At 63.9% G+C, this 22,844-nt stretch carries 23 protein-coding genes; 10 read left to right on the plus strand and 13 right to left on the minus strand.

Annotated features, from left to right (window positions below):
* Position 1 precedes the first annotated feature (1 nt).
* The 6 genes from CFY91_RS09415 to CFY91_RS09440 form a co-directional block, all read right to left on the minus strand.
* Positions 2-1,201, minus strand: a complete 1,200-nt coding sequence (locus CFY91_RS09415; RefSeq protein WP_093986098.1) for a cytochrome D1 domain-containing protein — start codon at positions 1,199-1,201, stop codon at positions 2-4.
* Positions 1,198-1,539, minus strand: coding sequence for a c-type cytochrome (locus CFY91_RS09420; protein WP_170307391.1), 342 nt, complete (start codon positions 1,537-1,539; stop codon positions 1,198-1,200). The genes CFY91_RS09415 and CFY91_RS09420 overlap by 4 nt, the downstream gene beginning before the upstream one ends.
* Before the next feature lie 17 nt (positions 1,540-1,556).
* Positions 1,557-1,871 carry a c-type cytochrome gene (locus CFY91_RS09425; RefSeq protein WP_093986099.1) on the minus strand — a complete coding sequence of 105 codons (315 nt, stop codon included), beginning with the start codon at positions 1,869-1,871 and terminating at the stop codon, positions 1,557-1,559.
* 368 nt (positions 1,872-2,239) lie between these two features.
* Positions 2,240-3,115 (minus strand): ethylbenzene dehydrogenase-related protein, encoded by an 876-nt coding sequence (locus CFY91_RS09430; RefSeq protein ID WP_093986100.1) that lies wholly within the window; start codon positions 3,113-3,115, stop codon positions 2,240-2,242.
* A 50-nt stretch (positions 3,116-3,165) separates the two neighbouring features.
* Entirely contained in the window at positions 3,166-3,759 is a 594-nt protein-coding gene (locus tag CFY91_RS09435; RefSeq protein WP_093986101.1) for a NapC/NirT family cytochrome c, read from the minus strand.
* Positions 3,760-3,823: 64 nt separating this feature from the next.
* The gene (locus CFY91_RS09440) at positions 3,824-5,509 is read right to left on the minus strand and encodes a nitrite reductase (RefSeq protein ID WP_093986102.1); all 1,686 of its coding nucleotides are present in this window, start codon (positions 5,507-5,509) and stop codon (positions 3,824-3,826) included.
* Between the two features lie 212 nt (positions 5,510-5,721).
* Here CFY91_RS09440 and CFY91_RS09445 point away from each other — a divergent pair, with 212 nt between their 5' ends.
* From CFY91_RS09445 to CFY91_RS09470, 6 genes are all read left to right on the plus strand, one after another.
* Positions 5,722-6,504 (plus strand): CbbQ/NirQ/NorQ/GpvN family protein, encoded by a 783-nt coding sequence (locus CFY91_RS09445; RefSeq protein WP_165765318.1) that lies wholly within the window; start codon positions 5,722-5,724, stop codon positions 6,502-6,504.
* Positions 6,488-7,096 (plus strand): cytochrome c oxidase subunit 3, encoded by a 609-nt coding sequence (locus CFY91_RS09450; protein ID WP_093986103.1) that lies wholly within the window; start codon positions 6,488-6,490, stop codon positions 7,094-7,096. The genes CFY91_RS09445 and CFY91_RS09450 overlap by 17 nt, the downstream gene beginning before the upstream one ends.
* An 8-nt stretch (positions 7,097-7,104) precedes the next feature.
* Positions 7,105-7,359, plus strand: a complete 255-nt coding sequence (locus CFY91_RS09455) for a cytochrome C oxidase subunit IV family protein (protein WP_093986104.1) — start codon at positions 7,105-7,107, stop codon at positions 7,357-7,359.
* 135 nt (positions 7,360-7,494) lie between these two features.
* Positions 7,495-7,935 (plus strand): c-type cytochrome, encoded by a 441-nt coding sequence (locus CFY91_RS09460; protein ID WP_093986105.1) that lies wholly within the window; start codon positions 7,495-7,497, stop codon positions 7,933-7,935.
* A 3-nt stretch (positions 7,936-7,938) separates the two neighbouring features.
* Positions 7,939-9,351 (plus strand): cbb3-type cytochrome c oxidase subunit I, encoded by a 1,413-nt coding sequence (locus tag CFY91_RS09465; RefSeq protein ID WP_093986106.1) that lies wholly within the window; start codon positions 7,939-7,941, stop codon positions 9,349-9,351.
* Positions 9,352-9,478: 127 nt separating this feature from the next.
* Positions 9,479-11,323, plus strand: a complete 1,845-nt coding sequence (locus CFY91_RS09470; protein WP_093986107.1) for a nitric oxide reductase activation protein NorD — start codon at positions 9,479-9,481, stop codon at positions 11,321-11,323.
* A gap of 55 nt (positions 11,324-11,378) precedes the next feature.
* Here the strand turns inward: CFY91_RS09470 and CFY91_RS09475 are convergent, their stop codons facing one another.
* From CFY91_RS09475 to CFY91_RS09490, 4 genes are all read right to left on the minus strand, one after another.
* A complete protein-coding gene (locus tag CFY91_RS09475; protein WP_093986108.1) occupies positions 11,379-11,570 on the minus strand; it encodes a DnrP protein in 192 nt (63 codons plus the stop codon).
* Positions 11,571-11,635: 65 nt separating this feature from the next.
* Entirely contained in the window at positions 11,636-12,319 is a 684-nt protein-coding gene (locus CFY91_RS09480; protein ID WP_093986109.1) for a Crp/Fnr family transcriptional regulator, read from the minus strand.
* Positions 12,320-12,493: 174 nt separating this feature from the next.
* Positions 12,494-14,422: a DUF2207 domain-containing protein gene (locus tag CFY91_RS09485; RefSeq protein WP_093986110.1), complete on the minus strand. Its 1,929-nt coding sequence runs from the start codon at positions 14,420-14,422 to the stop codon at positions 12,494-12,496.
* Position 14,423: 1 nt separating this feature from the next.
* Positions 14,424-14,978, minus strand: a complete 555-nt coding sequence (locus tag CFY91_RS09490; RefSeq protein WP_093986111.1) for a LemA family protein — start codon at positions 14,976-14,978, stop codon at positions 14,424-14,426.
* 389 nt (positions 14,979-15,367) lie between these two features.
* Between CFY91_RS09490 and CFY91_RS09495 the strand changes: the two genes are divergently transcribed.
* Positions 15,368-15,706 carry a DUF6678 family protein gene (locus tag CFY91_RS09495; RefSeq protein WP_207759388.1) on the plus strand — a complete coding sequence of 113 codons (339 nt, stop codon included), beginning with the start codon at positions 15,368-15,370 and terminating at the stop codon, positions 15,704-15,706.
* 87 nt (positions 15,707-15,793) lie between these two features.
* Positions 15,794-16,177, plus strand: a complete 384-nt coding sequence (locus CFY91_RS15900; protein WP_133063679.1) for a hypothetical protein — start codon at positions 15,794-15,796, stop codon at positions 16,175-16,177.
* A gap of 250 nt (positions 16,178-16,427) precedes the next feature.
* On the opposite strand, the gene CFY91_RS09500 is transcribed toward CFY91_RS15900, so the two are convergent.
* Genes CFY91_RS09500 through CFY91_RS09510 form a run of 3 tightly spaced genes read right to left on the minus strand, consistent with a single transcriptional unit; the run spans position 16,428 to position 21,257 of the window.
* A complete protein-coding gene (locus CFY91_RS09500) occupies positions 16,428-19,508 on the minus strand; it encodes an efflux RND transporter permease subunit (protein WP_093986113.1) in 3,081 nt (1,026 codons plus the stop codon).
* A gap of 1 nt (position 19,509) precedes the next feature.
* On the minus strand, positions 19,510-20,595 hold the full coding sequence (locus CFY91_RS09505; RefSeq protein ID WP_093986114.1) for an efflux RND transporter periplasmic adaptor subunit: 1,086 nt from the start codon (positions 20,593-20,595) through the stop codon (positions 19,510-19,512).
* A 5-nt stretch (positions 20,596-20,600) separates the two neighbouring features.
* Positions 20,601-21,257, minus strand: a complete 657-nt coding sequence (locus CFY91_RS09510) for a TetR/AcrR family transcriptional regulator (protein WP_093986115.1) — start codon at positions 21,255-21,257, stop codon at positions 20,601-20,603.
* 199 nt (positions 21,258-21,456) lie between these two features.
* On the opposite strand from CFY91_RS09510, the gene CFY91_RS09515 reads away from it, so the two are divergent.
* Complete coding sequence (locus CFY91_RS09515; protein WP_165765319.1) at positions 21,457-21,840, plus strand: excalibur calcium-binding domain-containing protein; 384 nt, start codon at positions 21,457-21,459, stop codon at positions 21,838-21,840.
* 204 nt (positions 21,841-22,044) lie between these two features.
* Positions 22,045-22,794: a hypothetical protein gene (locus CFY91_RS09520; RefSeq protein ID WP_093986116.1), complete on the plus strand. Its 750-nt coding sequence runs from the start codon at positions 22,045-22,047 to the stop codon at positions 22,792-22,794.
* Positions 22,795-22,844 lie beyond the last annotated feature (50 nt).

Genomic DNA, 22,844 nt, shown 5'->3' on the forward strand with positions numbered 1-22,844 from the left:
GTCAGAGCCCCGTCTTGTGCGCGCGGCTGGTGAAGAAGATGCCGCTCGGGCTGTCGGCCGGCAGGCGCTTGATCAGCTCCAGGCGATAGGGGTCCCAGACCTGGATTTCGTTGGCATCGCGCACCGACAGCCAGAGCTGTTCGCCGCGTGGGGTGAATTCCATGTGCAGCACGCCGGGGCCGGGTTCCAGGTCGGCGAGGATTTCGTAGGTCTCGCTGTCCAGCACCTGCACGCGATGGTTGTCCGGGTAGGCGAAGTTGACCCAGATTTGCCGGGCGTCCGGGCGGGCCATGACGAATACCGGCTGGCCGGCAACCTCGATGGCGTGTTGCTGCTGCCAGCGCTCGGTGTCCATGACCAGTACGCGGTGCTGACCGATGGCCGGCACGAAGGCCTTGTTGCCGGCGATGGCCCAGCCTTCCAGGTGCGGCATCTTGTACACCGGCAGGGCCTGCTGGCCACGCCCGTAGCCATCGAGGATGCGCTGTACGCCGCGCTCGGGGTACCACAGGTCGAGCAGGGCCATGCCGTCCTCGCCGAACAGGCCGGCGATGTAGTAGCGGCCCTCCGGGGTCAGCAGGTCGTCATAGGGCTGCTTGCCGATCTGCTCGAAACGGGTGATCTGCGGGGTATCACCCTGGCTGAAGTCGGCGATCCAGATTTCCGCGGTATCGAACAGGGCGAACAGGAAGCGCTGGCCGGGAGCGTCGATCACCCCGACCACGCGCGAGTTGCGGCTGCCATCGGGCAGCGCGGTGCTGGGGATGTCGGCAACCAGCTCCAGGCTCTGCGCATCGAAGACCTTGACGCCGCCCGGTTCGTAGTTGCCCACGGCGATCAGCCGGCCGTCCTGGCTGATGGCGCCGCCAATGCTGTTGCCGCCCTGGATCACCCGCTTGTCGATGCGCTGCTCGAGCAGGTCGATCTTGGTCAGCCCGCCGTCGCGGCCGAACACGTAGGCGTAGCGTTCGTCGCGGGAAAACACCACCGAGGCATGCGACAGGTCGCCGAGGCCTTCGATGCGCGCCAGGCTGCTTTGCCCGGTGCTTTCGATCAGCTGCACGCTGCCGCTGGCGCGTTCGATGACCAGGCCGAGGTCACCGGTGGCGCGGGGCGCGGGGCCGGGCTGGCTGATGCAGGCACTGAGCAGCAGGCTGCCGGCTGCCAGGGCCAGCAGGCGGGTCAACAGGGGACGCTTCATGGCTTGGGATATCCTTGCAGCAGGGTGTCGACCAGCCAGGCGATCTCCTGCTCATTGAGCAGGGCGCTCCAGGCGGGCATGGCGGTGCCGGGCCGCCCGTGGGTCACGGTGGCGATCAGGCTGTCACGGGGTTTGTGGCCGATGGCGTCGAGGGTCAGCGCCGGGCCGAGGCCGCCGGTCATGCGCAGGCCATGGCATGAGCCACAGTCCTGGACCAGCAGGTGTTCCAGCCGGGCCTGTTGCGCCGTCGACAGCGCCTCGGCCTGGCTGGAGGGAACCAGCAGGAGCGACGCCGTAACCAGGCCCAGGGCGCGAACTGCGTTGCGTAGGGCGTGCATGGCGTGCTCCTTATGGCTTATTTCAGGCTAAGCACCCACTCGGCCAGAGTGAGCGCTTCTTCTTCGGTAACCGGGTTTGGCGGCATCGGGATCGGACCCCAGACACCCGAGATACCATTCTTGATGTGACCGGCGAGCAGCGCGGCAGCGCCTTCCTGACCGGCGTACTTGGCGGCGACGTCCTTCAGGGCCGGGCCGACCATTTTCATGTCGACGTTGTGGCAGGCCGCGCACGGCTTGCTCTTGAACAGTGCTTCGCCATCAGCGGCCATGGCCGGCTGGAAGGCCAGGGCGGCACCGGCGGCAAACAGCGGAATCAGCAGTTTTTTCATGAACGGTTTCCTCAAGGCTTATGGGCACAAGGCGTGGCCGCGTGCCGGTTTGTTCGGCACAGGCTGTACCGGGTGTGTGCACAAGGCAGCACGGTAGTGGCTCGACACGGCTTCCCTGATCAGTCGACAGAGCATCCTGCTCGAAACTTGATCATATCCGCCTAACGGTCAGTGTCACCAGCACCACGATGTTGCCGTACAACATGGCTACAGGATGCCGGCGGGTAGGCGGGGAGTCCTTGACTCCAGTCAAGCCGCTGGCATCTGCCCGGCCGGCCATGGCCGCAGGGCCGAGGAAAACCAGGCCGACCGGGTAGGTCGGCCTGGGCGCTGCGGGGCCGCTTGTCGAGGCCCGACAACGCCACGGTTTACTGCTTGCTGGCCGTGATGTCGGCCTCGGCGTCGATACCCAGCTTGTAGCCGAGCGAGACGTGGTGATAACGCCCGGTGGCGCTGTCATCGTGGATGGCGAAGCCGAAGTTGTAGACCTTGCCGGAGGCCAGGCTCACGTCACCTTCACCGCCAGTGAACTTGCGGGTGAATACCACGCTCCAGGTGTCGCCATTCTGGCTGCCTTCCGCGCCGACCAGGGCGGTGCCGCCTTCCATGACCCGTGCCTCGGCGATATGCCCGTCGTAGGCCTTGTTCTCGCCGCTGCGCCACTGGTTGAGGTCGTAGTACACGCCGTTGGCCAGCGAGCCATCCTTGACGTACTTGGTCTTCTGTTCGTCGCCGCCGGGCATGGTGCGTACACCGCCGTGGCAGCTGCCCCAGCAGCCGCCCTGTTCGGCCAGCTCAACCTTGCCGCCGTCTTCCAGCAGGTAGGCGATCTTCACCGGGTTGTCGGCATCCATGGGCGCTGCCCCGGAGGCTTTCGGCTGTTGCCAGGTGAAGCGCAGGTAGAGCTGCTCGCCGTCATGCGCGGCCTGCACCTTGGCATTGATGAAGCCGGCCTTGCCGGCGATCGGGCTGGGCTCGTTCTTCTCGCCGCTGACGATCAGGTTGCCGACATCGGCGGCTTCCTCGGAGTGGCAGTCGGCGCAGGTCTCGCCTTTTCTCAGGGCGCGTGCGCCGCCGTGCTCGGTGCCCTTGGTGATCCATTCCATCGCCGAGGTGCCGGGATAGAACAGGGTGATTTCCTTGGCCTGGATGCCACTCCAGTCGGCCGGTGCAGCGGCCAGGGCGGTGCCGGCGGCCAGGCTCAGGGCGGCGCTAACCGCGGTAGCCATCAGGGTCTTGTGCATAGCGTGTTCCTCATTCGGTACGTTGGGCCAATCCACATGTGCGGCGACGCTTATTCTTCGTCTTCGTCGGTCATGCCTTCGGGCTTGTGGTGGGCAATACCCTTGTGGCAATCGATGCAGGTCAGGTTGTCTTCGCGGGCCATTTCATGCTGCTTGCGCGCGCGCTGCTTCTGCTTTTCGCTGGCCATGCTTTCCAGGCTGTGGCAGTTGCGGCACTCACGCGAGTCGTTGGCCTTCATGCGCTTCCACTCGCGGCGAGCCAGCTCCAGGCGCTTGGCTTCGAACTTCTCGCGGGTGTCGATGGTGCCAACCAGCTTGCCCCAGACTTCCTTGGAGGCTTCGATCTTGCGGATCATCTTGTACGTCCACTCTTTGGGGACGTGGCAATCGGAACAGACCGCACGGACGCCGGTGCGGTTTGTGTAGTGAATGGTTTCCTTGTATTCCGGGTAGACGTTGTCACGCATCTCGTGACAGGAAATGCAGAACTGCTCGGTGTTGGTCATCTCCATGGCCGTGTTGAAACCGCCCCAGAAGATGATCCCGCTGACGAAGCCAACCAGCAGCAGTACGCCCAGCGAGTAGCGAACGCTCGGCTGCTTGAGTTTGCCCCACAGGCTGTCTTTGCCTTTGAAAAGTTTCATGGTGATGTCCTTAACCATCCCACGCACAGGGCGTGGGATGGTCTTTCAGGCGCCAGTGGACTGGTTAGTACACGTCGTGCATGGTGTTGAACACGTTGAACTTGCCAGTCGGCGTGACGATGGCCGGATCGGTGATCACCTTCTTCAGCTTTAGGGTCTTGTCATCGTAGATCACGATGGCCGACTGGTCGGTCTTGCCGCCCCACAGGGAGATCCACACTTCGTCACCCGCCTCGTTGTACTCGGGGTGAGTGGCGCGACGGATCGCCTTGCTTTCCGGCAGGCCGGAGTCCTTGGCTACGTCCAGGCGCTTGGGTGCCTTGCTCAGGTCGTTGAGGTCATAGACGTAGACGGATTCGGCGACTTCCCGCTCAGGGTTCATCGGCGCGTCAGCCCAGAGGTTCTTCGACTTCGGATGGGTCTTCACGAACAGGTTGCCGGCGCCCGGCATCTTCAGCTCCTGTACCACCTTCCAGTTGTGATCCTTGTACTTGGCGAACTTCGGATCATCGGAAGCGGTGGAGATCAGCGAAACCACGTCATCACCCAGGTGACCGGTGGTCCATACCGGGCCGAACTGCGGGTGGATGAAGTTGGCGCCGCGACCCGGGTGCGGGATCTTCGCGGTGTCGACCAGCGCGGCCAGCTTGCCGGTCTTGGTGTCCACCGCCGCGACCTTGTTGGAAGCGTTGGCAGCAACCATGAAGTAGCGCTTGGAGATGTCCCAGCCGCCGTCGTGGAGGAACTTGGCCGACTCGATGGTGGTGGTCTTGAGGTTCTTCAGGTCGGTGTAGTCAACCAGGATGATCTGCCCGGTTTCCTTCACGTTGACCACCCACTCCGGCTTGATGTGCGAGGCGACGATGGACGCCACGCGCGGCTCGGGGTGGTATTCGCCGTCGACCGTCTGGCCACGGGTGGAAACGACCTTGATCGGCTCCAGGGTCTCGCCGTCCATGATCGAGTACTGCGGCGGCCAGTAGGTACCACCGATCAGGTACTTGTCTTCGTAGCCCTTGAACTTGGAGGTGTCTACCGAGCGGGCGTCGGAACCGAGGCGTACGGTGGCCACGGTGGTCGGCTCTTCGTACCACATGTCGATGATGGTGGTCAGGCCGTCGCGGCCCACGGTGTAGACGTAGCGGCCGGAAGCCGACAGGCGCGAGATGTGTACCGCGTAGCCGGTGTCGAGGATCTTCCAGATCTTGTGCGTATCGCCGTCGACCAGGGCCAGCTTGCCGGCGTCACGCAGGGTGATGGCGAAGACGTTTTTCAGGTTGATCTTGTTCAGCTGCTTCTTCGGACGCTGGTCAACCGGAACGATGAGTTTCCAGCTGTCCTTCATGTCCTGCAGGGAGAACTCCGGCGGTACATCCGGGGTGTTCTGGATGTAGCGCGCCATCAGGTTGATTTCTTCCTTGGTGAGGATGTCGTCATAGTTGACCATCCCGCCCTCGGTGCCATAGGCAATGATGTTTTCCAGGCGCTTGGTGCCCAGCTTGAGGGTGCCGCCCTCGGTTTTCTTGCCGTCGGCGTCGGTCTTGCTCCAGTGCGGCTCAAGGTTCTTGCCGGTGGCGCCTTTACGCAGTACGCCGTGGCAACCGGCGCAACGTTCGAAATAAATCTGTTTGGCGGCTTCCTTCTCGGCATCGGTCATCGCCGGCGCGGTGTTCGCCTGGGCAATGGACAGGCCGAGCAGGGAAAAGCCGGCGACAACGCCAGCCAAGATGGGTTTTCCTGCAATGCTCATGGTCTTTCTCCTGTGGAGCCGTAGGCGACTCCGGCTAAGTGACGGCTTTCTTGCTGTTTCCCGGGTAAATGCTTGGTGCGCGTTGCCATCCTATTCAGCGCCGCGTAAATGCTCGCTTGATTGCAATCAAGAGAATCTGCTATGGGCCTTGAGCGTGACGCCTTGTCGCAGCTACCGTGCAGCCGTCTTTCAGCTATTGCGAGGTGCCCCCAGTGAGCACTGCAACGCCGTTCTATCAGTCCCTGGGTAACGAAGAAGCCCTGTTCGAGCAGGCCTGGAAACATGGCATGCCGGTCCTCATCAAGGGACCTACCGGCTGCGGCAAGACCCGTTTCGTGCAGTACATGGCGCACCGCCTGGGCCTGCCGCTGTACACCGTGGCCTGCCATGACGACCTGTCCGCCGCCGACCTGGTGGGGCGCCACCTGATCGGCGCGCAGGGCACCTGGTGGCAGGATGGTCCGCTGACCCGCGCGGTGCGCGAAGGCGGCATCTGCTACCTCGACGAAGTGGTCGAGGCGCGCCAGGACACCGCCGTGGTCCTCCACCCGCTGGCCGATAACCGCCGCGAGCTGTTCCTCGAACGCACCGGGGAAACCCTGCAGGCGCCGCCCGGTTTCATGCTGGTGGTGTCCTATAACCCCGGTTACCAGAACCTGCTCAAGGGCATGAAGCCGAGTACCCGGCAGCGCTTTGTCGCCTTGCGTTTCGACTACCCGCCGGCGGCGGAGGAAGAGCGCATCGTCGCCAACGAGGCACAGGTGGATGCCGCGCTAGCCGCGCAGGTGGTCAAGCTCGGTCAGGCACTCCGCCGTCTGGAACAGCATGATCTGGAAGAAGTGGCTTCGACCCGCCTGCTGATCTTCGCCGCGCGCATGATCAAGGCCGGCATGGCACCGCGCGAGGCTTGCCTGGCCTGCCTGGCCGAACCGCTGTCGGATGATCCGCAGACCGTGGCGGCGCTGATGGACGTGGTCGATGTCCACTTCACCTGAGGCGCTGCAGGGCTCCGATCTGCAGCGTCCCGGCCTGTTCGCCAGCCTGCCTGGTGACTTGGCGATGTGGTTCTTCATCCTCGCCGAGCTGACGGTGTTCGGTATCTGCATTGTTGCCTTTGCGGTCACCCAGGCGCTGCGCCTGGAGTTGTTCCAGGCCAGCCGGGCGCTGCTGGATACCTCCACCGGCCTGGCCCTGACCCTCAGCCTGCTGACCTCCGGGTTGTTTGCCGCGCTGGCCGTGGAACAGGTGCGTGCCGCCCGTTCGCGGCAGGCGGCGGGCTGGCTGCTGGCCGCGCTGGGCAGCGCCTGCGTGTACGTGTGGCTGAAGCTGCAGGAGTACGCGCACCTGCTGCAGGCCGGGCTGGACATGGAGCACAACACCTTCTTCACCCTGTACTGGATTCTCACCGCCTTCCACTTCCTGCATGTGCTGCTGGGCATGCTGATCCTCGCCTTCATGGCCTGGCGCTGCTGGCGCCTGGCCTATGCGCCGCAGCAGTGCAGTGGCCTGGTGTCCGGGGTGCTGTACTGGCACATGGTCGACCTGGTGTGGGTGGTGCTGTTCCCGCTGGTCTACGTACTCAACTGAGGTAACGCATGGCTTCCTGGAAATACCTGCTGCTGTGCTGGCTGGGCCTGCTGCTGCTGTCCCTGCTCACCGTCGAGCTGGGCGCCGCCGGGGCCACGCCGTTGCTGGCCGGCGGGGTGCTGCTGGTGGCGCTGGGCAAGGCCTGGCTGATCATCGACGGCTTCATGGAGATGCGCCACGCCAACTGGTTCTGGCGTGGCCTGATGCTCGGCTGGCCGCTCAGCCTGGGCCTGACCATCTGGCTCAGCATCGCCCTGCGCTGAGCCGGTGCGTGGCGCGCCAGCGCCTGTAGGACGGCTAATCCGAGTAATTCGATCAAGGACTTCTTGATTCCCATCAAGCGGATTGGCGACCCCCCCTCCCTACAATGGAATCGCACAGCCACTAGGAGGACAATCATGTCCGAGACCTTCACCAAGGGTATGGCCCGGAATATCTACTTCGGGGGAAGCGTGTTCTTCTTCCTGTTATTCCTGGCCTTGACCTATCACACCGAGCAGACCTTTCCAGAACGAACCAATGAATCGGAAATGAACGAATCAGTGGTTCGCGGCAAATTGGTCTGGGAACAAAACAACTGCGTGGGCTGCCACTCGCTGCTGGGTGAAGGTGCGTACTTCGCACCCGAGCTGGGCAACGTGTTCGTCCGTCGCGGCGGCGATGCGGCCTTCGTGCCCTTCCTGCACGCGTGGATGAAGGCGCAGCCGCTGGGCGTACCCGGTCGTCGGGCGATGCCGCAGTTCAACCTGAGCGAGCAGGAAGTGGACGATCTGGCCGAGTTCCTCAAGTGGACCTCGAAGATCGATACCAACAACTGGCCGCCGAACAAGGAGGGCTGAGAGATGACCGTCATGAATCCGCATCTCAAATTCCAATCGCAGGCCGTGGCCAAGCCCTACTTCGTGTTTGCCATGATGCTGTTTGTCGGGCAGGTACTGTTCGGCCTGATCATGGGTCTGCAATACGTGATCGGTGACTTCCTGTTCCCGCTCATTCCGTTCAACGTAGCGCGCATGGTGCACACCAACCTGCTGATCGTCTGGTTGCTGTTCGGCTTCATGGGCGCGGCCTACTACCTCATTCCCGAGGAAGCCGACCGCGAACTGCATAGCCCGAAACTGGCGCTGATCCTCTTCTGGGTGTTTGCCGGCGCTGGCGTGCTGACCATCCTTGGCTATCTGCTGGTGCCCTATGCCGGCCTGGCCAAGATGACCGGCAACGAGCTGCTGCCAACCATGGGCCGGGAGTTCCTTGAACAGCCGACCATTACCAAGATCGGTATTGTCGTGGTGGCCCTGGGCTTCCTCTACAACATCGGCATGACCCTGCTGAAAGGTCGCAAGACCACCGTCAGCGTGGTGATGATGACCGGTCTGATCGGCCTGGCGGTGTTCTTCCTGTTCTCCTTCTACAACCCGGAGAACCTGGCGCGCGACAAATACTACTGGTGGTGGGTCGTACACCTGTGGGTAGAAGGCGTGTGGGAACTGATCATGGGTTCGATGCTGGCCTTCGTGCTGATCAAGGTCACCGGCGTTGACCGCGAAGTGGTCGAGAAGTGGCTGTACGTCATCATTGCCATGGCGCTGATCACCGGCATCATCGGTACCGGCCACCACTACTTCTTCATCGGTGCGCCGCCCGTGTGGCTGTGGCTGGGTTCGATCTTCTCGGCCCTGGAACCGCTGCCGTTCTTCGCCATGGTGCTGTTCGCCTTCAACATGGTTAACCGTCGCCGTCGCGAACACCCGAACAAGGTGGCTTCGCTGTGGGCCATGGGCACCACGGTCACTGCCTTCCTCGGCGCGGGCGTGTGGGGCTTCATGCACACCCTGGCTCCGGTCAACTACTACACCCACGGTTCGCAGCTGACCGCCGCACACGGCCACCTGGCCTTCTACGGCGCCTACGCGATGATCGTCATGACCATGATCAGCTACGCCATGCCGCGCCTGCGTGGCCTCGGTGAAGCACCGGGTCCGAAGGCACAGCGCGTAGAGGTCTGGGGCTTCTGGCTGATGACCATCTCGATGGTGCTGATCACCCTGTTCCTGACTGCCGCTGGCGTGGTGCAGGTATGGCTGCAGCGTATCCCGGCTGACGGGGCGGCCATGTCCTTCATGAACACGGCTGACCAGCTGGCGCTGTTCTTCTGGCTGCGCCTGGTTGCCGGGGTGTTCTTCCTGGTAGGCCTGATCTGCTACCTGATGAGCTTCCGTCAGCGTCGTGAAGGTGGTGTAGTGGCCAGCGCCTGACCCCTTGGGTAGCTAGCCACGGATTACGGCCCGGCTGGTACAGCGGGCCGTAGTCGTCTGTAACGGAGCGTTCCCTGCGGGGAACGCCACAACTGGCCGGGGGGTGCCCCGACTGTGCAGGTGAATCATGGCCTTTACCGTCGAATTGGAAGAATGGGTCGGCAGTGCCTGGCACCGCTTCATCACCCGCCGCGCCAGCCCCGATTTCCCCGAGGCCCGGGTCGAGCTGCAGAGCATGCAGCGTTCCCTGGCCTTGCTATTTAGAGCCCTCGGCGGTGCCGCCGGGGTCAGTGTCGATGCCGCCAGCGCCCGCGAACTGCTGGTGCGCCGCAACCTGGTGCAACAGGTCGCCGGCACCTGCCAGCAACTGCCGGTGGCCTGGTGCGACAGCAACAACCTGCGCCTGCCGGCCAGCCTGGCGGTGTACCCGCAGGTGGCGCTGAACCAGGAGCTGTACCGCTGGCTGGCGCTGCTCGCCGCGCAGTCCGGGCCGATGCGCCACTGGGCACGCGACAACCAGCGCTGGACCCAGCAACTGCTGGAACAATTCCCCGCGCTGCGGCCGCGCTACCAGCGCCTGGTCGAAGCGCACCTGCCCCTGCGCCCGGACCCCGCGCAGCTGCCGCGCGAGGAAGCCGCGCTGGAGCGCGCCCTACAGCAGGCGCTGCGTGAGCCGGGCAGTGTCAGCCAGTTCCCGCGCAGCGAGCGGGCGCCCTGGCCGCTGCCGATGTGGTTGTACCCGGCGGAAAACCTCGGCGCGCCGCAAAGCAGCGAGCTGAGCGAAGACAACGGCGAAGAGCAGGGCGGCCAGCCGCCGCGCCAGGACAGCAAGCTGCGCAAGCGCGGCAAGCGTATTGAGGAGCAGAGCGGCAAGGACGGCCTGCTGCTGTTCCGCCTGGAAAACCTGTTCAGCTGGTCCGAGCACGTCGAGCTGGACCGCTGCGAAGACGACAGCGAAGACCTCGATGCCAGCCGGGTTGCCGAAGACCTCGACGAACTGGCCCTGTCGCGCAAGCGCATGCGCAAGGGCGGCGGGCTGAAGCTCGACCTCGACCTGCCGGCCGCGGATTTCGACGACCTGCCGCTGGGCCCGGGCATCAAGCTGCCGGAGTGGGACTACCGCAAGCAGCAGCTCAAGGACGACTTCGTCAACCTGCAACTGATGCTGCCGCGTGGCAGCGAGCCCAAGGGCCTGCCTGCGCACCTCGCGCCGCTGGCCCGGCGCCTGCGCCGGCAATTCGAGAACCTGCGGCATACCCGCCAGTGGCTGCGCGGCCAGCCGCAGGGCAGCGAGCTGGACCTGCAGGCCTGGCTGGACTTCCACGTCGAGCGCCAGCACGGCCAGTGTGCCGAGCGCGGCCTGTTCATGGAGCAGCGCAACACCCGGCGCGACCTGGCCTGCCTGCTGCTGGCCGACCTGTCGATGTCCACCGATGCGCACCTCAACAACCACAGCCGGGTGATCGACGTGATCGTCGACAGCCTGCTGCTGTTCGGCGAAGCCCTGTCGGCGGTCGGTGATGCCTTCGCGCTGTACGGCTTTTCCTCGCTGCGCCGCCAGCAGGTGCGTCTGCAGGAGCTGAAAAGCTTTCAGCAGCGCTACAACGACGACACCCGCGGGCGCATCCAGGCGCTCAAGCCCGGCTACTACACGCGCATGGGCGCGGCGATCCGCCAGGCCACCCGGCAACTGGAAGGCTGCCCGCAACGGCGCAAGCTGCTGCTGCTGGTCACCGACGGCAAGCCCAACGACATCGACCTCTACGAAGGCCGCTACGGTGTCGAGGACACCCGCCAGGCGGTGCTCGAAGCGCGCAGCAAGGGCCTGCTGCCGTTCTGCATCACCATCGACCGCGAGGCCGGTGCCTACCTGCCGTTCATGTTCGGCGCCAATGGCTACACGCTGATCCACCAGCCTGAGCAACTGCCGACCCGCCTGCCGCAGCTGTATCGCCAGCTGACCCGCGACTGAAACGACAACGCCCCGCCAGCAGGACTGGCGGGGCGTTGTGCAAGGTGCGGAACACTCAGCTGATGGTGCGCGGGAACCACACGATGATCACCGCGCAAAACACCGTCAGGCCGATGCAGAACCACAGGAAGCGCCGCTGCTTGCGCTCGGCGGCCTGTTCGGCCAGGCGCGGCAGCGGCATCCCGCAGTTCTCGCATTCATCCGCCGTGGCGGGGTTATCCTGCTGACAATACAAACACTTGGCCATGCTGCCCTCCTGTGTCGCTACAGTGCCAGCCGGCCAGGGCGAGCGTGCATGACGGCGATCAAGGCTTACTCGAACTGCTCCAGGCGCACGCGGTCGAGCACGGTGATCTGCCGGCCATCGAGGTCGATGATGCCCTCGTCACTCAGGCGGCGGATGATCCGCGAAAAGGTTTCCGGCTGGATCGACAGGTGCCCGGCCACCAGCTGCTTGGTCACCGGCAGCTCGATGCGTGTCTCGCCGTCCGGCAACTGCGCCAGCTGGGCGAGGAAGTAGCGCACCACGCGGTGAGTGGCGTTCTTCAGCGACAGGGTTTCGATCTCGTTAAGGCGCTGGTGCAGGCGGATGCACAGCTTGCCGATCAGCGCGAAGGTCAGCCGCTGGTTGGCCTGCAGCAGGCGCATGTAGGCGGCGTTGGAGAAACGGAACAGCTGGCTGGGGCCCACCGCCTGCGCCGAGGCTACATAGTTGGGGGTGTCCATCAGCATCATCGCCTCGGCGAAGGTCTGCCGGTCGCCGATCACCTCGAAGATCTTTTCCTGGCCATCCGGGGTCAGGCGGTAGATTTTCACGCAGCCGGAAATGATGAAGTAGAAGGACTGCGCCTTCTCGCCCTGGATGAACAGCGTGTCGCCTTTCTCCAGGTTGAGCAGTTGGCTGGACTCCAGCAGTTCGTCGAGCTGTTCTTCACTGAGCGGTTCGAACAGGTGGTGGCTGCGCAAGATCTGCTGGTGTACGCGATGTGGCCCCATGCGTTGGCATCCTGAATGAAAGCGTTGGGCAAGGTCGGGCCTTGCTCTGGGAGTCGGTCGGCACCCGCTGCGGTTGGCGTGAGCCGGGAAGCGGCGCTCATGATACGCCAACCCCGACAAAGGAACAGTGTAGCGCAGGCGCGCAGACGGGCCGCGCCCTGCGGCATGTTGCCCCTACCAGCCGCCGCCACCGCCACCGCCGCTGCCACCCCCGGAAGAGCCGCCGCCGGAGCTGCCGCTGCTCGACGAACTGCTTGCCGGCGGTGTGCTGGCGCTGCTGCTGGCCAGTGCCAGGCTGCTGCCCAGGCTGGCGGTGAGGGCCGCAGGCGAGCTGATCGGCCGCCGCGAGTCGTACCAGCGTGGCTGGTAGCCCTGCTCGCCGGGTTCGATCAGCCCGGTGGCGATGGCCTGGCTGAAACGCGCGGTCCAGCGTGCCTCCACGCCCAGGGCCATGGCATAGGGTAGGTGTTGCTCGTAGAGAGCAATGCTCATCGCCGGGGCATCGCCAGCACGGGCCAGGCTGTCGCTTTCCGCCAGGCTCAGGTACTCACGGTAGCCGGCCAGCTCATCGAGCAGTTGCTGGCCCAGCGCACTGGGCGCTTCCAGCCAGAAATAGAAGCCAATGAGCAGCGCCAGGTAGCCGGCCAGCAGCAGCCAGACCGGCAGGCTGGTGGCAGACAGCAAAAAGGCCAGGCCCAGGCAGGCAGCCAGCACGAACATCCCGCCGAAGAACAGCAGCATCAGCCGCCCGCTCCACTCGTTATCGCTGAGCCCAACGCGCACCACCAGCGCGCCCGGCAGGCCGAAACCGACGCTGAACAGCATGCCGGCGATGGCCATGCCCAGCTCGTCTCCCGGCTCGACACTGAGTACCACGCTGAGCAACATGCCGGGCAGTGCCAGCAACAGGCCATAGGCCCAGTCGCGGCGATTGCGCGCGTACCACGCCTTGGCGCGGCTTTGCAGGTGCTCCTGCAGCGCATCCTGGAGTGCCGCCAGGCGCTTTTCATAGCGCGTGCCGAGGGTCAGCGCCGTACTCTGCCGGCCCTGCGGGAACAGCTCGCGGAGCAGCGCCTGTTCGGCGGGTTGCTGCTCGGCGCTGTCGAGCTTGCCGGGTTGCAGCACGAAGCCTTCGGCGCGGGGCCGGTCCTTGAGCAACAGCAGGCCGCGAATCGCCCAGTCGGTGAAGCTCAGGCTGAGCGCCTCGGCCTCGCTCTGCCGGCCACGCCGCCACAGGTAGCCGACCTCTGCGGGCAGCAGCCCGTGTGGCCCCTGGAAACGCGGAATCACCAGGCCGGCCTGCGGATCGCGGCCCACGCGGCGCCACTGGTGCAGGTAATAGCCCAGGCTGACCAGCAGCAGGAGCAGGCCGAGGCTGCTGCCGGGGTTGTCGAACAACAGGCGCAGGCTGCGCTGGGCCAGGTCGGGGCGCACGATCACCCCGCGCGGCCAGTCCACCGCCACGGTCAGCCCCTGCTGCACCGCGAGAGGCGCGCGGGTGCGCAGGCGCAGGCTGTTGGTGCCCTGTTGCAGCACGGCAAAGGATTCGCCCTGCTCACCCCGGCTGCCGGTATAGGCGGCCACCTGGGCGATCTGCGCGCCATCCGGCAACTGCAAGAACAGCGAGGCACGCAGGATCGGGAACTGCCAGTCGTTGCCGGTGACGTTCCAGTACAGCTCGTCACGCTCGGCATGGGCGATCAGCTGGGCATCGACCCGGTAATTCAACTGATAGGTGTAGCGCCCCGGCTTCAGCAGCTCATAGGGCGAGCCGAGGTAGAAGCGCTCGTAGGAGCCCTGGCGCTCGCGGTGCACGCTTTCCGGGCGGCCATCGCGGCTGGCGCTGAACTGCTCGATCGGGGTCTGCCGCCACAAACCGCCCGGCAGGCGGTAGCGCACCGGCAGGTCGCGGTAGATGCCGCGGCGGATCTGCTGGCCGGTGGCATGCACGGTGATGCGCTCGCTGACCTGCAGCATGCCCTGTGTATCCAGGCGCAGGGTCACCGCAAAGTCTTCGATGCGCTCCTGTTCCTCGGCGTGCAGGACGGCGGCCAGCAGACACAGGCCCAGGCCGAGCAGCAGGCGGCTCCAGTAATGGCGCATCTCAGAACTCCAGACGGGGGGACTCGCCCTGGCTGGCGTCGTCCAGGGTGAAATAGGCCGCCACCTGGAAGCCGCACAGGCGCGCCACCAGGTTGCTCGGCAAGGATTCGACCAGCACGTTGAGCGCCCGAACCGCCCCGTTGTAATAGCGGCGGGCCATCTGGATATGCTGCTCGCAGTCGCTGATCGCCTGTTGCAGCTCCAGGTAGTGACGGTCGGCCTGCAACTGCGGATAACTTTCCAGGCGCACGCAGAGCTGGCGCAGGCTCTGCCCCAGGCGGCTTTCCGCCTGGCTGCGCGCCGCACTGGCCGCACCCTGCAGGGCCTCGGCCTGTTCGCGCAGACGGGTTACTTGCAGCAGGGTGTCCTGCTCATGCTGCTGGTACTGGCGCACGCACTCGACCAGCGGCGGAATCAGGCTGGAACGGCGCTTGAGCTGCACCTCGATACCACTCCAGGCCTCGGCCACCCGCTGCCGGTTGAACACCAGGCGGTTGTAAATCCAGATGGCGGCGAGCAGCAGAAGCAGTGGCAGGGTATAGAACAGCCAGGTCATGGAGGGGCATCCTTGTCGATGCGGCATGGTAGTCGCGGCCCGCCAGCGAAGCACTAGCCAGCCGCCGGCAGACACGCGAAACAGGCACAACTCCGCATTTTTCCCGTGTGCCGGGCGGCGGGGGCGCAGCGCCAGCCCCGGCAACACAACGCAAGCGGCCAAGCCATGCTGACCCCGCCACCCGGCGACGTTACGCGCTCGCGGTATTTGGCACAGGCCAGGCATAAAACAGACGTCGCGCGAATACGTTAAGCGGCGGGATGGGGCGGGTAAGGTATTGATTTGTTTTGGTTTTGTGGTGGGTGGAGTGGCGTAGGCTGCGCAGTTAGATGGAAGTCGCTACTATCGCGTTAGTAAAGAATTCCGTCTAATCACTGTTAGAGCCAATCATGAAAACTCCGCCCCACCTTATTCCTGTGATGAACAACACGAAGTGGGATGAATTGCGCTTGGCTATGTATGAACTTGAACCAGCACCCGCGTGGCGCACAAAGTGCTGGGAAAACGGATTCGTCACCCCGTGGGATCGTGAGTGGTACTACCACTTTCGAGAAGGAGGGTACGAACTTACCGAATGGGTTGAAATTCTTACCGAATCAAATGAACAAAGGCATAGCGTGCTCTCTGTGCTCGACAGAGTCCATGTACCAACAGAAGAAATCTCAGATGGGTTTCGTGTGTATGGCTATATCCAACCAGGCCAGCAAATTGAGTATGCAAAGCTCTAACCCTACGCTCAAGTTCGCTCCCTTTGGTCGCTGGGACGCGCCTTCGGCGCGCCCCTTAGCTACACGTTATGCATTAAGGGCTGCCTGATGTTTCGCATTGATCTCACTGAAAAACAAATAGCTCTTGAAAAAATTCGAGATTTACTACGAGGTCATGAGCGCTCAGACCAGACACCTTCGAAAGCATTCCTACTAGAGCTCCACAAGTGCTTATCCAGCCTAAATGAGAACTATCCAGAAACCAAAGCTAGCCCCCTTTCAATAAAGGCCAAAAATCTTCTTAAAGATTTCAATCTAAAAAGTATTGGCGCGTTAGAAAAGAAAATTCGGCGCAAAGAAAATAGACGAAAAAGAAAAAAACCGACGCCAGAAATATTACCCACCTCCGAGCCAGTCAGAGAAAAAAGTGAAGACCTGCTCGACTCACGACTACTTTATAAGGGCAGTTTTGGGGCAGGAAAAAGAAGGTAGCAGTGAAACCGCGAGCATAACAATTGTATATGGACTCTCCCCGCAAGTAGTGAGCAAAGCGTTGCTTTTGCACCTGCCGTCAGCGCGGTTGCATTCGACTATCCGGCCTGTTGTGGACTTCTTGCCCTGGCCATTCTGTAGTTCGCGTAGCGGGGCCAAGCGCTCAATCGATCACAGGTCAAAATGAGGGAGCAGACCACGTTCCGCTCTGCTGAAATCGTGGTCTGCCGCCTATCGCATACGCCTTTGGCTAGCCCTCGTCCGGCACCGCTTGGTTGGCCGGGCGGCGCTCGAAGCGTGCGCCGAGTACCAGCAGGCAGGGGGTCAGCAGCAGGGTCAGCAGGGTGGCGAAGGCCAGGCCTCCGGCTATTGCGCTGGATAGCTGGGTCCACCATTGGGTTGAGGGTGCGCCGAAGCCCAGGCTGGGGCTGAGCAGGTCGACATTCACGCCCAGTACCATCGGCACCAGGCCGAGGATGGTGGTGACCGCCGTGAGCAGGACCGGGCGCAGGCGCAGGCAGCCGGTTTCCAGCGCCGCCTGTGCGGCAGGCAGGCCCTGGCGGCGCAGCAGGTTGTAGGTGTCGATAAGGATGATGTTGTTGTTGACCACGATACCCGCCAGGGCAATCAGCCCCATGCCGACCATGACGATGCCGAACGACTGGCCGTTGACCAGCAGGCCGAGCAGCACCCCGGCGGTGGACAGCACGATGGCCGACAGCACCAGGCCGGCCTGGTAGAGGCTGTTGAACTGGGTGACGAGGATGATGGCCATGAGGAAGATCGCCACCACGAAGGCGGTCATCAGGAAGGTGGCTGCCTCGCGCTGGTCGGCATCCTCGCCGGCAAACTGCACCTGCACTGTGGCCGGCAGGCTGTCGAGGCTGGCACGCAGTGCGCGCAGGCGTTCGTCCAGGCGCGCACCTTCGGCCAGGTCGGCCTGCAGGGTGATGGTGCGGTTACCGTCGACACGGCGCAGCGTGCCGACCTTGGGCGCCGGCTGCAGGTCGACGAAGTGGCTGAGCGGCACCTGGCCGGCGCTGGTATTCAGGGTCAGGCGGCCCAACTGGTCGAGCGAGCGCCAGCTGCCGGGCAGGCGCACGCGGATATCCACCTCGTCGGTGGCGTCCTCGGGGCGGTAGGTGGCCAGCTTCAGGCCGTTGGTGAGCATTTGCACGGCGTTGCCCACGCTCAGTACGTCGGCGCCGAAGCGCGCAGCGGCTTCGCGGTCGACCTGCAGGCGCCATTCGATGCCGGGCAGTGCGCGGTCATCCTCGATATCCGTGAAGCCGCCGAGGCGGGCCATTTCCTCACGGATACGCGTGACCCACTGCTCGCCGAGCGCCGGGTCCTGCGCGCTGATCTGCAACTTCACCGGCTTGCCGTCGCTGGGGCCCTGTTCCTGCTTGCGAAATTCCAGCACTACCCCGGGTATGCCGGCGGTACGCTGGCTCATGTCAGCGAGGATTGCCTTGGCCGGGCGGCGCTGGTGCCAGTCGACAAACTGGAACTGCAGCACGCCGACCACATCGGCGCCCAGCTGGCCATCCGCCTGGGCCAGCGAGCGGGCGTACAGTGCCTTGACCTCGCGCATGCCCAGCACGCGGCTTTCCACCTGACGCAGTAGCGCATCCTTTTCCTGCACCGACAGGTCGCCGCGCGCACGCAGCCAGATCTGTGCGCTTTCCGGCTCGACATCGGGGAAGAATTCCACACCATGGTTGTACCGGCCGTAGCCGACATAGATCAGCGCAATCAGCCCGAGCATTCCCAGCAGAGTCAGGCCGGGGCGGCGCAGCAGGCTTGCCAGCACGCGCCGGTAGGCCTGCCCGGCGCGGCTGGCGTGCGGCGCCTGGGGGGCGGCCTGGCCGCCGCTCAGCGCACCGAGCACCGGCAGGAACACCAGGGCCATGGCCAGCGAGGCGAGCAGGCAGAGGATGACCGTGGCCGGCAGGTACTTCATGAACTGGCCGACCACGCCCGGCCAGAACAGCAGCGGCAGGAACACCACCAGGGTGGTGGCGGTCGAGGCGATCACCGGCCAGGCCATCCGCGATGCGGCATTCAGCCAGGCCTGGTGTGGGCTCTGGCCCTCGTGCAGGTGCCGGTCGGCCTGCTCGGACACCACGATGGCGCCATCCACCAGCATGCCGGCGACCAGGATCAGGCTGAACAGCACGACGATATTCAGGGTGAAGCCGAGCATCCAGATCAGCAGGATGCCGGCCAGGAAGGCTCCCGGAATGGTCAGCCCGACCAGTAGCGCCGAGCGCAGACCCATGCTCGCCACCACCAGGATCAGCACCAGGACGATGGCGGTCAGCACGTTGTTGAGCAGGTCGCTGAGCATGCTCTGCACTTCCTGCGACTGGTCCATGATGTAGCTGACCTGCAGGTCGGCCGGCAGCTGCGGGGCGGCCTCGGCGAACAGTGCCTTGACCTGTTCGATGGTGGCGATGATGTTGGCGCCGCTGCGCTTGGATACCTCCAGGACGATGGCCGGCTGGCCATTGATGCGCGCGAAGCCGGTGGGGTCCTTGAAGGTGCGGTGGATGGTCGCCACGTCGCCGAAGGTCACCACGCTGTCACCCACCACCTTGACTGGCAGGCTCAGCACGTCGTCGAGGTTTTCGATGACCCCCGGCACCTTCATGCTCAGTCGCCCGGCGCCGTTATCCAGGCTGCCGGCGGCAACCAGCCGGTTGTTGCGGCTGACCAGGGTGAACAGCGTGTTGTAGTCGATGCCGTAGCTGTCCAATACCTGCGGGTCGACGACGATCTCCAGCAGGTCTTCGCGGTCGCCGCCGATCTCCACCGAGAGCACCTCGGGGATGCCCTCGATGCGCTCCTTCAGGCGCCGGGCGATGTACACCAGCTCGGTTTCCGCGATGGGCCCGGAGAGGCCCACCGAGAGCACCGGGAACAACGCCACGTTGACCTCGTTGACCGTCGGTTCGTCGGCTTCCTCGGGCAGCTTGCTGCGCGCCGTGTCGACCTTCTCGCGGACATCGGCGAGGGCCTGCTTGGCGTCGAAGCCGGCATCGAACTCCAGGGTCACCGAGGCATGCCCCTCGCTGGCCATGGCGCGCATTTCCTTGACCCCCTCCAGGCTGCGCAGCTCCTGCTCCAGCGGCCGTACCAGCAGGCGCTCGGCATCTTCCGGGCTGATGCCTTCCAGGCTCACCGAGACATAGATGATGGGGATCGCCACGTCCGGGTTGGATTCCTTGGGCATGGCGATATAGGCGGCCAGGCCGCCGAGCATGAGAAACGCCAGTAGCAGCAGGCTGGTGCGGCTACGGTCCAGGGCGGCGGCGATCAGGCCATGCATCTCAGTGGGCCTCGCGTGGTTGGCTGTCGACCTGCTGGCCCGGCTCGACAAAGCCCTGGCCGAGGGTGATCAGCGCCAGGCGCTGCGGCAGCCCGCTTACCCAGGCCCCCTGGCTGTCGACACTGAGCAGTTCGACCGGGCTGAACACTACGCGCTGCTGCTCATCCACCCACTTCACTCCCTGGCGGCCGGCGGCATCCAGGCTGAGCAGCGCCGGCGACAGGCGATGTGCCGGCACCTCGCCGGTGCGGATATGCAGGGTGGCGCTGGCTCCGGCCAGGCGCAGGCCCTGGGGATTGGCCACTTTCACCTCGATACGGAAGCTGCGCGAACCGGGGTCGGCGGCGGCGGCAATGAAGTGCAACTCGCCGCTCAGCGCGCGGCCATCCAGCAGCACCACGCGCACCGTCTGGCCGAGCTGCAACTGGCCGACCTGCTGCTGGGCAATCTGCGCGCTGACCTTGAGCTGGTCGATATCCACCAGGGTCAGCAGGGCCTGTCCCGGCTGCACGAAATCGCCCAGCTCGACCATGCGCTGGTCATAGATGCCGGCAAAGGGCGCGCGCACGGCGGTGTACTGCATTTGCAGGCGCGCACTGTCCAGCTCGGCGCGGGCCTTGGCCAGCTCGCTCTGCAGGCGCAGCAGTTCGTTGGCAGAGATCAGGCTGCGCTGGCGCAATTGCTCGGCGGCGCGCACATCGCTGGCGCGTTGGCGTACCTCGGCCTCGCTGCGCGCCAGTTGCGCAGGACGCTCATCGGGCGACAGGCTGAGCAGCAACTGGCCTTCGGCCACGCGCTGGCCCTTGTCCTGGTCCAGGCGTTGCACGCGGGCGCTGACCTGGGCGCGCAGCTCGACCCGCCGCCAGGCCTCGATCTGCCCTTGCACCACCTGCTCGCGCTGCATCGGCTGGGCTTCCAGCCACTCCACCGCAACCCGCGCCAGCCCGGCGGGCGGCGCGCTGGAGGGGCTGTCTGGCGCCGCGTCGTCACGCGCGACCAGGCGTTCGCCACTCAACAGCCAGGCCAGCAACAGCAGGGCAATCAGCAGCGCGATAATCCAGGGACGTTGACGCAACAAGGCGAACATGGCGATTACTCGTGAGGGATGGGCGCGCGGTGCTGCGCAGCCGCCTGGCCATGCAGGCCGGCGATGATGAAGTCGGTGACTCGGGCGAAATACGCCTCCAGCTCGATCGGCTCGGCCCAGTGGGCAAAGCCCCCGGAGGCAATCCGCGCGATCACCCCGTTGAAGCAGGCCTCGATGCCCCACAGCAGCGTCTGGCCAGCCTCGGGGGTCAGCGCCAGATCGGCAAAGCTGTCTTGCAGCAGCTCGCTGAACAGCGCCAGGTACTGCCCTTCCAGGGTGATGAACTGCGCCCGGCAATCCTCCTCAAGGCGCGCCTGAAAGGCTGGTCGGTCGCACAACTGGCACAACTGCGCCTGCAGGGGGTCGGCGAGCAACTGGGCAAAGGCGCGCTGGATCACCTGGCGCATGGCCTGCCCGGCCGGGGCCTGGCGCGCTACCTCGCGCAGCTCCTGCAGGTGCTGTTGCGAGCGGTCCAGCACCAGCCGCGCATACAGTGCCTCCTTGCTGGGAAAGTGCTTGTACACCGTACCCTTGCCGATCCCCGCCTGCTGGGCCAGCTCGGCAATGGTCACGCGGTCCCAGGGCTGTGCCTGGAACAACTGGCGCGCGGCGGCCAGCAAGAGCCCTTCACGTTGTTGAAAGAGGTGTTCCTGATAACGCATGAGGCCGGCCTGAATGATCGTGACTGCTGGTCATGCTATGACTGCTGGTCACAATCCGACAAGCCGCCAGTTGTAACAGGGCGCTAAAGAGGGCGTGGCCGGGGGCTGGGCAAATCCGCGATACTGCGTGGCTCCATCCTCCGGTAACGCCTGCGCACTCCAGTAGAGCGCGGCCACCTTTTATGCAAGGGACTGCAGCATGAAAAAACTCCTCGTACTGATATTGCTGGCCGCAGCGGGCTGGCACTTCTACCCCGGGCATAGTGCTAGCCCGGTGATTACCAATATCGCGGCAGACGGCTCAACCCTGGGCAGCCCGGTGGTTATTCAGCCAGCCCTGTCCTGGCTGTCAGTGGACAGGCTGTTTGCCTGGCTAACCCCGGAAAGCTCGCCCGCCAGCACCACTCCATCCCGCCTGGCGCCCCAGCAGGCCAGCGCCAGCCGTTATCGTTGCGATGGGCGCACGCACTGCTCACAAATGACCTCGTGCGAAGAAGCCCGCTTTTTCCTGCACAACTGCCCCGCAACAAAAATGGATGGCAACCGCGACGGCGTACCCTGCGAACAGCAATGGTGCCGCTGAAGCAAACAGCGGTTCGTGCCAGTAATCAAATCGTATAGAAAGGTTGCGCGCGAATAGTGGGAAGTGGTTCGAGTGAAGGGTAACGCTTTGATTTATTATGATTTTCTTGAAGTAGGTGGCGTTGGTTGTGGGGTTATGAAGAGTTCCATTTGGCTGCGCTTATATAAAGTCTGAAATAGCTCTGGTTCATAAGGAAATACCGATATGAAAGTTGTCTGGATGGTTCTCATGGCTTCACTCTTGCTGGGTTGTGCCAAGCAGGACGCCAATGTCGATCTGGTCAAGCAGTTTTGGCAGGCCATGGCGGCCGGTGATGCGGAAGCCCTGAAGCCGCTGCTGAGTGACCCGCGGCAGGCTGAATTCCTGGCCAATATCAGCCTGGCCATTGAAAGCTATGAAGTCCTCGATGCCACCCAGGATGGGGTCAACGTTAAATTTTTCCGGCACTGTTACCCTGAGGTAATTGTGCCGACCATTGTTGTCCAGAAAGATGGCGTGCCCAAGGTTAATTTCATGGCAACGCTGCAAGCCCAGATGAAGCAGATGGCGGGAGTAGAACCCACCCAGCAGTATTGTTATGAGTTTAAAGATCAGCCCATGCAGGGCGTGATCAACGGCCAGCCTTGGCAGGCCCGGCATGTGCATCGCCAAGTGGTGGATTTCGGCAATAGAACGGAAGAGAAAATCGCTATCTATGCCGACGCGTGCCCGCAAGATAACTGCTTCATGGTGGCTACACCGAGCATCCTGATAAGCAAGCTGGATTTTTCCGGGGCGGGCGGGAATCTTGATAACAAGAAAAACGTCACGCTTTATACGCCGCCAGGCAACAATGTCATGGTTACTCAGGGTAGTTACCGACTGTCCAAGTCTGCCGAGGGTAAAACCAGGCTGGAAATCAGTTTTAACCATGATGCTGAAAACGCAATGAATGGTTATATCGAGTACGAATAGGGCTAAAAAGAGACATAGAGGGCAGGTCACGTTTTCGCTCTGCTTAAATC

Origin of the sequence: Pseudomonas fluvialis, from assembly GCF_002234375.1 — a bacterium.
GTDB classification, from domain to species: domain Bacteria; phylum Pseudomonadota; class Gammaproteobacteria; order Pseudomonadales; family Pseudomonadaceae; genus Aquipseudomonas; species Aquipseudomonas fluvialis.